At 35.9% G+C, this 15,434-nt stretch carries 11 protein-coding genes; 7 read left to right on the top strand and 4 right to left on the bottom strand.

Going from position 1 to position 15,434, the window contains the following annotated elements; genetic code table 11:
- Nucleotides 1-21: 21 nt before the first annotated feature.
- Nucleotides 22-2,676, top strand: a complete 2,655-nt coding sequence (locus HMPREF2987_RS00565) for a YhgE/Pip domain-containing protein (RefSeq protein ID WP_075228910.1) — start codon at nt 22-24, stop codon at nt 2,674-2,676.
- 31 nt (nt 2,677-2,707) lie between these two features.
- On the opposite strand, the gene HMPREF2987_RS00560 is transcribed toward HMPREF2987_RS00565, so the two are convergent.
- Nucleotides 2,708-5,257 (bottom strand): YfhO family protein, encoded by a 2,550-nt coding sequence (locus tag HMPREF2987_RS00560; RefSeq protein WP_075228909.1) that lies wholly within the window; start codon nt 5,255-5,257, stop codon nt 2,708-2,710.
- A 58-nt stretch (nt 5,258-5,315) separates the two neighbouring features.
- Nucleotides 5,316-6,938, bottom strand: a complete 1,623-nt coding sequence (locus tag HMPREF2987_RS00555; protein ID WP_075228908.1) for an ATP-binding cassette domain-containing protein — start codon at nt 6,936-6,938, stop codon at nt 5,316-5,318.
- 206 nt (nt 6,939-7,144) lie between these two features.
- On the opposite strand from HMPREF2987_RS00555, the gene trpS reads away from it, so the two are divergent.
- The gene (gene trpS / locus HMPREF2987_RS00550) at nt 7,145-8,170 is read left to right on the top strand and encodes a tryptophan--tRNA ligase (RefSeq protein WP_075228907.1); all 1,026 of its coding nucleotides are present in this window, start codon (nt 7,145-7,147) and stop codon (nt 8,168-8,170) included.
- A 162-nt stretch (nt 8,171-8,332) separates the two neighbouring features.
- On the top strand, nt 8,333-9,811 hold the full coding sequence (gene guaB, locus HMPREF2987_RS00545; RefSeq protein WP_000073399.1) for an IMP dehydrogenase: 1,479 nt from the start codon (nt 8,333-8,335) through the stop codon (nt 9,809-9,811).
- A gap of 54 nt (nt 9,812-9,865) precedes the next feature.
- On the opposite strand, the gene recF is transcribed toward guaB, so the two are convergent.
- Both recF and yaaA read right to left on the bottom strand, forming a co-directional pair.
- Nucleotides 9,866-10,957, bottom strand: coding sequence for a DNA replication/repair protein RecF (recF, locus tag HMPREF2987_RS00540; RefSeq protein ID WP_075228906.1), 1,092 nt, complete (start codon nt 10,955-10,957; stop codon nt 9,866-9,868).
- Between the two features lie 2 nt (nt 10,958-10,959).
- Nucleotides 10,960-11,328, bottom strand: coding sequence for a S4 domain-containing protein YaaA (yaaA, locus tag HMPREF2987_RS00535; RefSeq protein WP_075228905.1), 369 nt, complete (start codon nt 11,326-11,328; stop codon nt 10,960-10,962).
- Nucleotides 11,329-11,489: 161 nt separating this feature from the next.
- On the opposite strand from yaaA, the gene yfmF reads away from it, so the two are divergent.
- Genes yfmF through pgsA form a run of 4 tightly spaced genes read left to right on the top strand, consistent with a single transcriptional unit; the run spans nt 11,490 to nt 15,433 of the window.
- Nucleotides 11,490-12,740, top strand: coding sequence for an EF-P 5-aminopentanol modification-associated protein YfmF (yfmF, locus tag HMPREF2987_RS00530; protein WP_075228904.1), 1,251 nt, complete (start codon nt 11,490-11,492; stop codon nt 12,738-12,740).
- On the top strand, nt 12,737-14,020 hold the full coding sequence (yfmH, locus tag HMPREF2987_RS00525) for an EF-P 5-aminopentanol modification-associated protein YfmH (protein WP_075228903.1): 1,284 nt from the start codon (nt 12,737-12,739) through the stop codon (nt 14,018-14,020). Before yfmF ends, yfmH begins: the two co-directional genes overlap by 4 nt.
- Before the next feature lie 37 nt (nt 14,021-14,057).
- Entirely contained in the window at nt 14,058-14,882 is an 825-nt protein-coding gene (gene rodZ, locus HMPREF2987_RS00520; RefSeq protein WP_075228902.1) for a cytoskeleton protein RodZ, read from the top strand.
- 11 nt (nt 14,883-14,893) lie between these two features.
- Nucleotides 14,894-15,433 carry a CDP-diacylglycerol--glycerol-3-phosphate 3-phosphatidyltransferase gene (pgsA, locus tag HMPREF2987_RS00515; protein ID WP_075228901.1) on the top strand — a complete coding sequence of 180 codons (540 nt, stop codon included), beginning with the start codon at nt 14,894-14,896 and terminating at the stop codon, nt 15,431-15,433.
- Nucleotide 15,434: the final 1 nt, after the last annotated feature.

Genomic DNA, 15,434 nt, shown 5'->3' with positions numbered 1-15,434 from the left:
TATTTTAAAAAAGGAGACAATATGTTTAAAGAATGGAAAGCAATCTTTAAAAAACCGACATTTATCATTGTCATGATAGGAATTTCCTTAATTCCAGCTCTTTACAATATCATTTTCTTATCATCAATGTGGGATCCATATGGTAAACTTTCGGAGTTAGCTGTAGCAATTGTTAATAAGGATCAAGCTGCTACTTATAATGATGAAAAACTCACTATTGGTGAAGACATGGTGTCTAATTTAAAAAATAGTAATAGCCTGGATTTTCATTTTGTAGATGAAGGTGAGGGAGAAAGAGGACTGCGGGATGGAGATTATTACATGGTTGTAACGTTGCCAAGTAATCTTTCTGAGAAAGCTTCTTCTATCCTTACAAATCATCCTGAACAGATGACGATTGACTATCAGACATCAAGTGGTCATAGTTTTATTGCAAGCAAGATGAGTGATTCTGCCATGACACAAATTAAACAGACTGTGGCTACTAATGTTACTCAATCTTATACCAAAGCTTTATTTGAGAAGATGGGTGATTTAAAACTTGGTTTATCTCAAGCTGCAAATGCAAGTTTACAGTTGGCTGATGGTTCGAATAAGCTTTCTGATGGGAGTCAAACCTTAACAACCAATCTTCAAACCTTAGCTCAATCGAGTCTCACATTTTCTAATGGTGCTGATCAATTATCTACAGGTTTAGGAAACTATATAGCTGGTGTAAATCAGTTAAATCTTGGTCTTGGTAATTTTAATACTGGTTTAAATCAATATACCAGTGCTATTTCACAAATCGACAATGGATTAAACCAACTGAATTCACAGACACCGGCACTGGTATCAGGTTTGACTCAACTTGATTCAGGCACACAAGCCTATACAGGTGGTGTTTCTCAATTAAATTCAGGATTAAATCAATTTTCACTTGGTATTGATACTTATACAAATGGAGTTCAAAGTCTATCATCAGGTGCAAATCAGATTTCTAAACAATCAGAGACCTTGCGTACAGAATTAACACAACTTAATCAAGGTATTCAAGAACTTTCTACTCAATTAGATGGGACAACCCAACAAAGAGATCAGATTCATCAATTAGTTTCTGGTTTAGAGCAATTGAATCAAGCTATTCAAACGTCAGACACAGGAGACATAACAGAGTTAACAACTCAGTTTTCTAGCAGTCTATCAACCATTGCCAATTCAGCACAAAACATCATTACTTCAAATCAAGCTGAAAAAGAAACTACTTTGTCAGCTGTTCAATCTACTAGTGCTTATCAAAGCCTAACTCCTGACCAACAAGCAGAGATAACTTCTGTTGTTTCTAATTCATCATCTTCTACTAGTGAGTCAGCACGAACAATTTTAACCACAGTTCAAACGTTACAATATTCTTTAGAGAATGTAAATAATCAAGCAAATAGCCTTAGTCGCTTAAAAACAAGTTCAGCGCAATTGTTGCCAACTACTACTGCCACCTTGACAAGTTTGTCAAGTGGATTAACACAAGTACAGACAGCAATTGATGGTCAATTATTGCCAGCTAGTCAAACTCTTGCATCTGGTATTGACAACTATACAAAATCTGTAGACCAAGTAGCTTTCGGAGCAAGTCAGTTGAGTTCGAAAAATTCGAACTTGACAGGAAGTTTCAATAAGTTGTTACAAGGTTCTAATCAGTTGACAGAAAAATCTTCAACATTGACAGATGCTACTGCTAAGTTAGCAGAGAATGCACCAGAATTAGCAACAGGAATTGATAAACTTGCATCAGGTGTCAACCAAGTAAATAATAAAACATTAGATTTAACCGCTGGATTTAATCAATTACAAGCGGGCTCTCAACAATTAGCTGATAAATCAGACCAGCTAGTTTCTGGTGCAAATCAACTATCTAATGGTTCTGAAAAAATAGCTAGTGGAGCAAATCAACTTGCTCAAGGATCAGAAATTCTACAATCAGGACTTGGAAAATTAAGTGATGGTTCAAGTCAATTAAATCAAGGTTTGACAGATGCTGAGGGGCAATTGAAACAGGCTTCAACTGAACCAACAAATGCAGATTTACTAGCTGATCCTCTAAGTCTTTCAAAAACTGATAAGGATCAAGTAGCAGTTAATGGAATTGCCATGGCTCCATATATGATATCAGTTGCTCTTTTTGTTGCTGCTATTTCAACTAATATGATTTTTGCTAAATTGCCTTCTGGCCGCCATCCAGAAAGTCGCTGGGCTTGGTTTAAGTCTCGCTTTGAAATTAACGGTATCATTGCTGGTTTGGCAGGAGTATTAGTTTATGGTGGAGTACATTTAATCGGACTGACTGCAGTTCACGAATTCAAAACCTTTGCTTTAATTATTTTAACCAGTCTTGCTTTCATGGCGATGGTAACAGCATTGACAACCTGGAATTCTCGCCTAGGCGCCTTCTTCTCCTTAATTTTATTACTCCTTCAATTAGCATCAAGTGCAGGAACTTATCCTTTAGCTTTGACGAATCAATTCTTTAAAACTATTAATCCATGGCTACCTATGAGTTATTCAGTTTCAGGTCTACGACAAACCATTTCTATGACAGGTAATATTCATAGTCAGATTATTTTCCTTATCTTTACAATAATGATTTTTGTTGCTTTAGGAATGCTTTCCTACCAACCTAAAAAAGTTGAAGAAGATTAAAAACTATCGACCAATTCGGTCGATAGTTTTTTTATCTAGAATATTTTTTTCTTTGAAAATCGTAAAAGATAAAGACAATAATGGCTATAAGAGAACAACTTGCACCAGCAATAAATCCTTTTGGAATAAATGAAAGGGTAATAGTTCCTTCACCTTCAGGAATATCAATTTTCATAAATCCAGTTTGTGCCTGTTGAATTTGTAATTTTTTACCATTTTGATAAGCAGACCATCCTTGGTCATAAGGAATTGTGAAAAAAATTGATGTCTCATTCTTTACCTTATAATTAACAATGACTTTATTTTTATAAGAGCTCACTTCTACTGGATTTTCTTTTATTTTAGCAATTGCTTCCGTATACTTTTTAGTATCTAATCGATAGAAAGTTGGAGATTCAAATGATACTTGAGCATTTCCTGGGAACTTAACTTGGATATCAAAAGTTTGTTTATGGTCTGTATACCCAAGATTAAAAAATGTAAAAGCATTATCTGTGGTAAAGGATTTTTTTTCACCATTGACAATGATGTCAACTTGCTTTTTCTTATCATTAGAGAAATTTAGCTTTGTCATTGAAAGATAAACCTGACTATTCTCAGGAACTTCGATACTGTAGTTGATTGTTGCATCTTCAGTATCAGTTCCGTTTAGATTGACTACGCTGTCACCAGAATCTGTATGATGATTTATCGGATAAAAGTACTCTTCATTTAAGCCAGCAATTTGATTTAAAAATTGCGTTTGGTTATCAAGAGTATGGTCATTAAAAGTGACATCTTTATAAAGAGACTGTGTAGCAAAAGCAATTGGGAGAGCGAATTGATTTTTATAAAGGGTTAGATTATCTTTTTGATAGCTAGGATGAAAACCAAATTTATTTGGATAGGTTTCAGAAATATTGTAGGTGATTCCAAATAAACTATCTGCAATGATACTGTTATTTGCATAACGGAGATTAAGGTTAGTTCCTGAAGATTTAAACCCCAACTTATCTAAAGTTGTACTTGCAGAGCGATTACGAACAGATGAAAACTGGGAAATACCATTGTAGTTAAATTTCATGCTATCATTTCCAGTTTGTGTCTGTAATTTTTCAGTTCGTGTAAATGTATCTGGTTGCTGTTTGATATACTCCAAAATAGCTTCCATACTTGGAATATCTTTGTCATAGGTGCTACGAGAAGCAAATCCCCATTCTTTCGTAATTCCATTGAATTGTGATGTTGCGTTCAAACTGACTTCACTTATCATAAAGATTAAAATAAGGATTGAAAAGATTTTTGGAGAAATCAGTTTTTTAATAAGTGCCAATAATAACAGTAAGTATACCACTAAGAATTCAAGCGTTAAGAGAATATTTAATTTAGTTAAAAACGAATAATGATTTTTAAAATAAATGGTTGCCAGATAGCCAGATAAAAGTAAAGTTATTGAGAATAACACGTTCCACAATTTTATATCTTTAACTCTATTAAAAACTTCTGCTGATATATAAATTAAAAGAGTAGAGAAAATCCACGCATAGCGATGAAGAAACATATTCGGCGCGTGCATTCCTTGCCAAAATAGATCTAGGACTTCAAGATAAAAACTAGCTATGATGATGATAAATAAAGTTGCGTAGCATAGTTTCACGTGAAACTTAATTGATTTTAATGTAAAGAATACAATTGTTAAGATGAAAGGAAGGAGGCCAACAAAAATCATAGGGATGGAACCATATTTAGTAGTATCGAAAGCACCAATGAATTGTTTAGCAAATATGTCTAGGTACCAACTAGCGTCTGTTTTTATTTTTGTAATAGCAGTTAGTTTTTCACCATGAGTTCTTAAATCAAACAAGGTTGGGAGTGTCATGATGAAACTTGTTAAACCAGCGAGTAAGGAAGTTGTAATGAAATCAAGAAAAGAAAACTTACGTCTTTTAAAATCCCAGGAAAGTTGGCAAAAATACCAACCAACCAAAAACAGAGCAGTCATATAACCAAAATAGTAGTTTTGGATAAATAATATTGACAAACTTGTAAAGTATAAAATACGTTTTTTATCCGTTATGAGTAGATGTAAACCTTTTAAAATCAAGGGAATTAAAATAAAAACATCTAACCAAGTTTTTATTTCAAGTTGACTAACTGTAAAGCTCATTAAAGCATAAGAAGTAGATAGAGCTAATCGAAGTGGCGCTGGTATATTTTTGAAAATTTTACTCAAGCTAAAAAAGGTTGACAGACCTATCAAGCCAAATTTCAACAAGGTTGAAAGATAAACTGCATCTGGCATGCTTGATACATCAAAAAAATAAACAAGAGGAGATAGAAAACTACCGAGGTAATAACTGGACAAGGCATAAAAATTGAGACCTAGACCGCTGGTAAAAGTATAAAATAGACTATCACTCCCATGTAAAATATTACGAAGATTAAGATCAAAAATAACATATTGATGAAATCCATCCCCTAATAAAGGTGAAGTATCACTATTCCAGTAGATACCTTGAGAAAGATAGATTCCGGACATAATCACTAGGGGAATGATGAAAGAAATAAAATAGGTCCAATAGTTTCTGAAAAATGTTTTCATGTTACCTCATAGAATGATAGAAAACTCAGTTGGTTAATCCAACTGAGTTTTAAAGTATTTAGTCTTTCCAAAGTTCTTTGACTTTTGCTTGTACTTCAGCATTTTCTAGGAATTCATCATAGGTTTCATCGATACGATCGATGACGCCATTTTTAGATAAGACAATGATATGGTTAGCCAAAGTTTGGATGAATTCATGGTCATGACTGGCGAAGATGATCGATTCTTTAAAGTTTTTCAATCCATCGTTCAAGCTTGAAATAGATTCCAAATCTAAGTGATTAGTAGGGTCGTCAAGTACAAGAACATTTGATTTCAAAAGCATGAGTTTCGAAAGCATCACGCGCACTTTTTCACCCCCTGACAAGACGTTGACAGGTTTGTTAACTTCGTCTCCAGAGAAAAGCATACGACCAAGGAATCCACGTAGGAAGGTATTGTCATCTTCTTCTTTACTTGCAAATTGACGCAACCAGTCAAGGATTGACTCGCTGCCAGCAAAATCAGCCGAATTGTCTTTTGGTAGGTAAGAACGACTAGTTGTAACTCCCCACTTGACAGTTCCTTCATAGTCAATTTCCCCCATAATTGCACGAATCAAGGCAGTTGTTTGGATATCATTTTGTCCGATAAGAGCTGTCTTGTCACCTGGACGCAAGATGAAGCTGATGTTGTCAAGAATAGTTTCACCGTCAATCTTGACAGATAGATTTTCTACTGTCAAGAGATCATTACCAATTTCACGTTCAGCTTTAAAGTTGATAAATGGATATTTACGGCTAGATGGAATGATTTCTTCTAAGACAATCTTGTCAAGCATCTTTTTACGTGAAGTTGCTTGTTTAGATTTAGATGCGTTAGCAGAGAATCGAGCAACGAATTCTTGGAGTTGCTTAATTTTTTCTTCCGCCTTAGCATTACGATCTGCTAACAATTTAGCAGCAAGCTCAGAAGACTCTTTCCAGAAGTCATAGTTTCCGACATAGAGCTTGATTTTCCCAAAATCAAGGTCGGCCATGTGAGTACAAACTTTGTTCAAGAAGTGACGGTCGTGGGATACGACAATGACAGTATTATCAAAGTCAATTAGGAAATCCTCTAGCCAAGTAATAGACTGGATATCAAGACCGTTAGTTGGTTCGTCTAAAAGAAGAACATCAGGTTTACCAAACAAGGCTTTAGCAAGGAGCACCTTCACTTTGTCTCCGTTTGCAAGTTCACTCATATTTTGATAATGAAGATCTTCGGGGATATTGAGGTTTTGCAAGAGTTGAGAGGCTTCACTTTCAGCTTCCCAGCCTCCTAGTTCAGCAAACTCTCCTTCAAGCTCAGCTGCACGAACCCCGTCTTCATCAGTAAAATCTGCCTTCATATAGATAGCATCTTTTTCTTTCATGATGCTATATAGCTTTTCATTACCCATGATAACGACATCGATCGCACGCTCATCTTCGTAGTCAAAGTGATTTTGACGAAGAACAGAGAGACGTTCGTCTGGTCCCAGAGAAATATGACCAGTTGTCGGCTCAATATCACCAGCCAAGATTTTTAAAAATGTTGATTTACCTGCACCGTTAGCACCAATCAAACCATATGTATTTCCTTCTGTAAATTTGATGTTGACATCATCAAAAAGTTTGCGGTCACTAAAACGTAGTGAAACATCAGATACTGTTAGCAATGTTTTTCTCCTATTATGTATAATACTTTAATTCTACTAGAAAATCCCCAAATATTCAAATTTTTATTTGTCAATTTTTTGTAAATGAAGTTGACAGTTTCTTTACTTTTGGATAGATATCCTAGACATAGTTTGATTTTAAAAATTATCTGTCTTTTTATCAAAAAAATGCTATAATTGAAAGGACCATATCAAAGGAGAAAAAGATGAATAAACCCATTATTTTAACAGGAGATCGTCCAACTGGGAAATTACATATCGGACACTATGTAGGTAGCTTAAAAAATCGTGTTATCCTTCAAGAAGAAAATAAATATGACATGTTCGTTTTTTTAGCTGATCAGCAGGCCTTAACTGACCATGCAAAAGATCCACAAACAATTGTAGAGTCTATCGGGAATGTTGCCTTGGACTATCTTGCAGTGGGATTGGATCCGAAGAAATCAACGATTTTCATCCAAAGTCAGATTCCAGAGTTAGCAGAGTTATCCATGTATTACATGAATTTAGTGTCTTTGGCTCGTTTGGAACGAAACCCAACAGTCAAGACAGAAATTGCTCAGAAAGGCTTTGGAGAAAGCATTCCAACTGGATTTTTAGTTTATCCGGTTGCTCAAGCAGCAGATATCACAGCTTTCAAGGCTAATTATGTTCCTGTAGGTACAGATCAAAAACCGATGATTGAACAAACGCGTGAGATTGTGCGTTCTTTCAATCATGCCTACAACTGTGATGTTTTAGTAGAGCCAGAAGGAATTTATCCTGAAAATGAAGGAGCAGGTCGCTTACCTGGTCTTGATGGTAATGCTAAAATGTCTAAATCGCTTAATAATGGTATCTACTTGTCAGATGATGCAGATACCTTGCGTAAGAAAGTAATGAGTATGTATACAGATCCAGATCATATTCGTGTGGAAGATCCAGGTAAGATTGAGGGCAATATGGTTTTCCACTACTTAGATGTTTTCGGACGTCCAGAAGATGCTCAAGAAATTGCTGAAATGAAAGAGCATTATCAACGTGGTGGTCTAGGTGATGTCAAGACTAAACGTTATCTACTTGAAATCCTAGAACGTGAACTTGGTCCAATCCGTGAACGCCGTCTTGAGTTTGCTAAAGATATGGGTGAAGTTTATAATATGTTGCAAAAAGGTAGTGAACAAGCTCGAGAAGTTGCAGGACAAACACTCTCAGAGGTAAAAGCAGCAATGGGGCTAAATTACTTTCATTAATAGATAAAATATGAACTCTAAAACTATCTCTTCTTTAAAATTAAAGGGATAGTTTTTTTATATTATCTATTATCAATATAATTGACAAATTTTCATAGAATGGTATGATAGATACAATACAAAAAGCGTCAAGCTCAAAAAGAAAGAAAAGAGGAAACTTCAATGTCTAATTGGGACACTAAATTTTTGAAAAAAGGTTTTACCTTTGATGATGTATTGCTTATTCCAGCAGAGAGTCATGTATTGCCTAATGATGCGGATTTAACAACAAAATTGGCAGATAATTTGACTTTAAATATCCCAATTATTACAGCAGCCATGGATACTGTAACAGAAAGCCAAATGGCTATTGCTATTGCTCGTGCAGGTGGTCTTGGAGTTATCCATAAAAATATGTCAATTGCTCAACAAGCAGATGAAGTTCGTAAGGTAAAACGTTCTGAAAATGGTGTTATCATTGATCCATTCTTCTTGACTCCAGAGCATACAATTGCAGAAGCAGATGAACTCATGGGACGTTACCGTATCAGTGGTGTTCCAGTAGTAGAAACTCTCGAAAACCGTAAATTAGTTGGTATCCTAACAAATCGCGATCTTCGCTTTATTTCTGACTACAACCAACCAATTTCAAAACACATGACCAGTGAAAACTTGGTTACTGCTCCAGTTGGTACAGATTTAAAAACAGCGGAGAGTATTCTACAAGAACACCGTATTGAAAAACTACCTTTGGTTGATGAAGAAGGTCGTCTTTCTGGCTTAATCACAATCAAAGATATTGAAAAAGTAATTGAATTTCCAAATGCTGCAAAAGATGAATTTGGTCGCCTTCTTGTTGCTGGTGCGGTAGGTGTTACTTCTGATACATTTGAACGTGCAGAAGCACTCTTTGAAGCAGGGGCTGATGCCATTGTTATCGATACTGCTCATGGTCACTCAGCGGGTGTTCTTCGTAAAATCGCTGAAATCCGTGCGCATTTCCCAGACCGTACACTGATTGCTGGAAATATCGCTACTGCTGAAGGTGCGCGTGCCCTTTATGACGCAGGAGTTGACGTTGTTAAAGTTGGTATTGGACCAGGTTCAATCTGTACAACTCGTGTTATCGCAGGTGTCGGAGTTCCACAAGTTACAGCTATCTATGATGCAGCAGCAGTTGCGCGTGAATATGGCAAAACAATTATTGCCGACGGTGGAATCAAGTATTCTGGAGATATTGTTAAAGCTCTTGCTGCTGGTGGAAATGCAGTAATGCTTGGATCAATGTTTGCGGGAACAGATGAAGCTCCAGGTGAAACTGAAATTTTCCAAGGACGTAAGTTCAAGACATACCGCGGTATGGGTTCAATCGCTGCTATGAAGAAGGGTTCAAGCGACCGTTACTTCCAAGGTTCTGTCAATGAAGCAAACAAACTTGTTCCAGAAGGAATTGAAGGTCGTGTTGCTTATAAAGGTGCAGCAGCTGATATTGTCTTCCAAATGATTGGTGGTATCCGTTCCGGTATGGGTTACTGTGGTGCTGCTAACCTTAAAGAATTGCATGACAATGCTCAATTTATCGAAATGTCAGGTGCTGGTCTAAAAGAAAGCCATCCACACGACGTGCAAATCACAAATGAAGCACCAAACTACTCAATGTAATAAAAAATCTCCTGTTGAACAGGAGATTTTTTATTGTTTACAATGTTGTAAATATTAGTTTACAGATAATTGACCATCTTTTACTGTAAATACACTGAGATTATCAGGCAAGTTTTGAAGATGCTCTAAACTAGTGGTAGTAATAAAGGTTTGAATGTTATGAGAGATAGTCTCTAATAATTTAAGTTGACGATTATTGTCAAGTTCACTCATAACATCGTCAAGTAAAAGAATAGGCGCTTCCTTGGTGATGTTTTCCATCAACTCGATTTCAGCTAGTTTGATAGAGAGGACAAGGCTACGATGCTGTCCTTGACTGCCAAAACTTGCTTCTATACCGTTGATTAAGAAAATCATATCATCTCTATGAGGACCAACTCCAGTGTTCTTCTTAAATAAATCTCTTGCTCTACTTTTTTGAAGAGCTGCATAGAAAGATTCTGCTAGGTGTTCCTTGTCAGTGAAGTTTACAGATGGTTGATAGAGTATTGACAGTTCTTCTAATTGGTCTGAAATATCAAAGTGCTTTTCACGACCAAAAGACTCCATTTTTTTGATAAATTCTTCTCTGTGGACCATCACTCGACAACCATAGTCTACTAGCTGGTCATCCAGAACAGATAAAAAGGTTTCATCAATCTGATTCGCTGACTTTAAGTAGGTATTTCTTTGTTTGAGCACATGGTTGTAGCTTGACAAGTCTGACAAGTATATGGGTTTGATTTGCCCTAGCTCCATATCTATAAACTTACGTCGGATAGCTGGAGCTCCTTTGACAAGTTGTAAATCTTCGGGTGCAAATAGAACAACATTCATGTGTCCAATATAGTCAGATAGCCGAGCTTGCTTTAAGTGATTGACTTTAGTAATCCGACCTTTTGGGGTTAAGTCAATCTCAAGTGGAACAGTAGTCGTTCGTTTTTGAAGAATTCCAGAAACTTGAAGTTGTTCTTCTTCAAATTGAATTAAATTCTTATCTGTCTTTGTCCGATGACTTCTAGTTAAAGCTAAAAAGTAAATACTTTCCAGAAGATTGGTTTTGCCTTGTGCATTTCGACCAACAAATACATTCAATTTAGGATTAAATTCAATTTCAGTATCCTGATAGTTTCTAAATTGCTTGATGGATAAATTTTTTAGCCACATACTTATCTACCTGGGAAACGTGGTGCAGGTTTTGCTTTTGTTGACGGGTTCTTTTTCGCTGGCTTTTTTTGTACCTTTTTATTCATTTCTTTGACAAGTTTAGCCACACGCTCTCTCTCAAGTTTGTCTTGAAGATATTCTTCCTGTTCTTCTTGACTAGGTTGAGTCAAAATGATGTGAATTTTCAAATCAGGAATGTCGATGGAGTCTCCGATTCTTACTTTTTTCCCACGACGATTTTCCAATTCACCATTAAAGTAGACAAGATGGTCAGCCAAAAAGGATTTAATAGCTCCGCCACTGTGTATAATACCAAGTTCTTTCAAGAGAGCTTGGAGAGTGATAAATTCTTCAAATAATTTGTATTCCATAGTTCACCTCAATCTTTGGTATTATACCATATTTTACCTTGAAATGGCAGAGGTAAATTCGTTATAAATGAAAGCGATTTTAATTCTAAAAGGGGTAAAGAGAACAAGAAAAATTTCTCTTTTCATGGTATAATAGAACTCTATGTAGAAGGAGGTAAGCGATGGAGTTAGTACCTGGAATTGCAGTGCATTTTATCCAATCAAAAAAATTTAAAACTAATAAAATTACTGTGCGTTTCACAGCTCCATTGTCTTTGGATTCAATTTCAAGTCGCATGTTAAGTGCCAGTATGCTTGAAACTGCCAACCAAAGTTATCCAACTGCTCAACTGTTTCGAAAACGTTTAGCAACCTTGTATGGAACTGATTTGTCAGCGCACGCCTATCGAAGAGGACAAAGTTATCTTGTGGATTTGAGTATTTCCTATGTGCGTGATGAATTTTTAAGTAAGAAAAACGTATTAACTTCTAAAATTTTAGAATTGTTAAATCAGGTCCTATTCTTTCCGTTGATTGATGATGTTGGATTTGAAAAGAAAACCTTTGAAATTGAGAAAAAACAGGTCTTATCAAGACTAGAGTCAGAGCTAGAAGATCCCTTCTTTTTTGCTCATAAAGAATTAGATCAATTTTTTTTCCAAGAAGAATCAATGCAGTTAGTTCCTAAAGATTTGATTTCTAGAATTTCAGAAGAGACTTCTAAAACTTGTTTTTCAAGTTTTCAAAAAATGATGAAAGAAGATCAAATAGATATTTTCTTCTTAGGAGATTTTAATGAAATTGAAGTTTTAGAGTATTTGAAAAAATTATCGTTAACAGGTCGTAATTCATCTGTAAATATTCAATACCAGCAACCCTATTCTAATATTCTTAAAGAAGGTATTGTTAGAAAGAGATTGGGACAGTCTGTTTTAGAGATGGGGTACCATAGTCCAGTGGGGTATGGTGATGAAGAGCAGATGGCAGTGCTTCTTGTCAATGGTCTTTTAGGAGCCTTTCCTCATTCGAAACTATTTACCCAAGTACGAGAAAAAGAAGGGTTGGCCTATACGGTATCGAGTCACTTGGATCTCTTTAGTGGATTTTTACGATTGTTTGCTGGAATTGATCGGCAAAATCGAAATAAAGTAAGAAAATTGATGAATCATCAGTTGCTTGACATAAAAAATGGCAAGTTTACAGATAAGGAAATTGATCAGACTAAACAAATGATTCGTCGATCCTTACTACTAGCTCAGGATAATCAAGATTCTATTGTCGATAAATATTATCTGTCAACCTTTTTTGGGAAAGCAAATCTTGATACAAAAACTTTAATCGATAAACTCGAACAAGTTGATAGAGAAGCAATTTGTGAAGCAGCAAACAGTTTTAAGTTGCAGGCTATTTATTTTATGGAAGGAGCAGAATGACCAGACCTACTTTTCAAAAGAAATATTATCCTGCTGTAAAAGAAACTTTGTATCAAACTAGCTTAGAAAATGGTTTGACAGTTACTTTACTACCTAAAAAGGACTTTAACGAGGTTTATGGAGTTGTGAGTGTTCAAGTCGGTTCTGTTGACACAAGGTTTACAGTAGATGATAAGGGCTTGCAACAATATCCACAAGGGATTGCTCATTTCTTAGAGCATAAGCTTTTTGAAAGAGAAGATTCTGGAGATGTTATGGCAGCTTTTACAGAGCTAGGGGCTGAAAGTAATGCCTTTACGAGCTTTACAAATACTAGCTATCTTTTCTCGACTTCCGAAAATGTTCTAGAGTGCTTAGATTTACTTGAAGAACTTGTCACTACCTTCAATATAACTGAAGAATCAGTGGAGCGCGAAAAAGATATCATTCAGCAGGAAAGAGAGATGTATCAGGATGATCCAGATTCTTGTCTATTTTTCAATACTCTGGCAAATCTCTATCCAGAAAGTCCTTTAGCTTCAGATATTGTCGGTAGTGAAAACTCCATTGATGCTATTTGTCTGGAGGATTTGAAAGAGAACTTTAAAGAGTTTTACAGACCTGTCAATAGTAATATCTTTTTGGTCGGTAATTTTAAACTTGAACTTCTTGAAGATTATTTTACTAAGAAATCTTATCTTCAAGAGAAAAAGCATGAGTTTAAAAGAGAACAAATACCTTTACATCCTGTAAAGACTACTGAAAGTTTACGGATGGACGTGGCTTCTCCAAAATTAGCGATTGGTATTAGAGGAAATGAAGATATCGGAAATCGAGATCAATATCGTTATCATCTTTTATTGAAATTGTTGTTTACAATGATGTTTGGTTGGACTTCACAAAGATTTCAAAGATTATATGAGTCTGGTAAACTGGATGCTTCTTTATCTCTAGAAATAGAAGTGGATCCTCGTTTCCACTTTACGATGTTGACAATGGATACAAGGGAACCTGTGGCACTTTCTCATCAATTTCGTAAAGCTATTCGTAATTTTATGAAAGATGAGGATGTAACTGAGGATCACTTGGATATTGTAAAAACTGAGATGTATGGAGAATTTCTTCATAGCATGGATTCCCTAGAATATATTGCCACTCAGTATCATCCAACTAAGACAGGTTCGACCCTGTTTGACCTTCCTAAACTTTTGCAGGAAATTACTCTAGAGGATGTTCTAGAAGCAGGACATGATTTGATAGATAATAGCGACATGGTTGATTGTACAATTTTTCCGATATAATCGCTAAAAAATACACTAGAAAGAAGGAATGTTAAGTATGAGAAAAAAAACAATTGGCGAGGTCTTACGCCTTGCGAGAATTAACCAAGGACTGAGCTTGGAGGAATTACACAGAAAGACGGATATTCAACTGGATTTGTTGGAGGCACTGGAAACAGATGATTTTGACAAACTACCGAGTACTTTTTATGCTCGATCTTTTTTGAGAAAATATGCTTGGGCAGTTGAATTAGATGAACATATTGTTCTAGATGCCTATGATTCAGGTAGTATGATTACCTATGAGGAAGTAGATGTTGATGAGATTCAGCTTTCAGGACGTAGACGTTCTATTCGCAAGAAGAATTCATTTCTCCCGCTATTTTACTTTGTTCTCTTGTCTTTATCAATTTTAATTTTTGTAACCTACTATGTGTGGAATTACATTCAAACACAACCAACTGCGCCAGCTACAGCGAGTTATAGTGTGGTGAGTTCAACAAGTACTTCTAGTAGTGAGATATCAAGTAGTAACCAATCTGCTAGTTCATCAAGTTCGAGTGAAGCCTCTTCTGTAATCATTTCTGGTCAGGGAGATACGATAGCAGCAGAATACAAAACTTCTAAAGATTCAGTTGAGCTTCAATTCTCTGTTAGCGATGTAACGAGCTGGATCAGTGTTTCGAATACTGACTTGGCAGGAGGAGTGACTCTCGAACCTAATAATAAAACAGCTAAAACAACGATTTCGAAAGACAATCCTGTAACAATTACATTGGGAGTTGTTAAAGGAGTAACAGTGAAAATCGATAACCAGGAAATCGATACTTCAAAATTGGCTGGGGAAACTGGCTGGATTAAACTGACAATGAGTTCAAATTAAGGAAGGATAATATGAAAAAAGAGAATATTCCTAACATACTAACGATTGGTAGAATTTTATTTATTCCGATTTTTGTTCTTCTTCTATCATTTGGACCGTCTCCGGTATTACATACAACAGCAGCAATTATTTTTGCCATTGCCAGTATCACTGACTATTTGGATGGCTATTTAGCTAGAAAATGGCAAGTGGTTAGTAATTTCGGAAAGTTTGCAGATCCAATGGCTGATAAATTGTTGGTTATGTCAGCCTTTATCATGCTAGTAGGTCTAAATATGGCTCCTGCTTGGGTGGTAGCAGTTATTATCTGCCGAGAACTTGCAGTCACTGGTTTGCGCCTGCTCTTAGTCGAAACAGGCGGGACTGTTCTAGCTGCTGCTATGCCTGGAAAAATCAAGACATTTAGTCAGATGTTTGCGATAATATTCTTGCTACTTCACTGGAATGTGCTTGGTCAGATAACTCTTTATATTGCCTTGTTTTTCACAGTTTATTCTGGTTATGATTATTTCAAGGGAAGTGCGTATTTGTTTAAAGGAACCTTTCGCTAGA

Source organism: Streptococcus sp. HMSC067H01 (assembly GCF_001814775.1).
In the GTDB taxonomy this organism is placed as follows: Bacteria; Bacillota; Bacilli; order Lactobacillales; family Streptococcaceae; genus Streptococcus.
This window is presented reverse-complemented; position numbering and strand designations above follow the sequence as displayed.

Coding starts and splice junctions, on each gene's coding strand:
- HMPREF2987_RS00565 (WP_075228910.1), top strand. CDS start 22: ATGTTTAAAGAATGGAAAGCAATCTTTAAAAAACCGACATTTATCATT.
- HMPREF2987_RS00560 (WP_075228909.1), bottom strand. CDS start 5,257: ATGAAAACATTTTTCAGAAACTATTGGACCTATTTTATTTCTTTCATC.
- trpS (WP_075228907.1), top strand. CDS start 7,145: ATGAATAAACCCATTATTTTAACAGGAGATCGTCCAACTGGGAAATTA.
- guaB (WP_000073399.1), top strand. CDS start 8,333: ATGTCTAATTGGGACACTAAATTTTTGAAAAAAGGTTTTACCTTTGAT.
- recF (WP_075228906.1), bottom strand. CDS start 10,957: ATGTGGCTAAAAAATTTATCCATCAAGCAATTTAGAAACTATCAGGAT.
- yaaA (WP_075228905.1), bottom strand. CDS start 11,328: ATGGAATACAAATTATTTGAAGAATTTATCACTCTCCAAGCTCTCTTG.
- yfmF (WP_075228904.1), top strand. CDS start 11,490: ATGGAGTTAGTACCTGGAATTGCAGTGCATTTTATCCAATCAAAAAAA.
- yfmH (WP_075228903.1), top strand. CDS start 12,737: ATGACCAGACCTACTTTTCAAAAGAAATATTATCCTGCTGTAAAAGAA.
- rodZ (WP_075228902.1), top strand. CDS start 14,058: ATGAGAAAAAAAACAATTGGCGAGGTCTTACGCCTTGCGAGAATTAAC.
- pgsA (WP_075228901.1), top strand. CDS start 14,894: ATGAAAAAAGAGAATATTCCTAACATACTAACGATTGGTAGAATTTTA.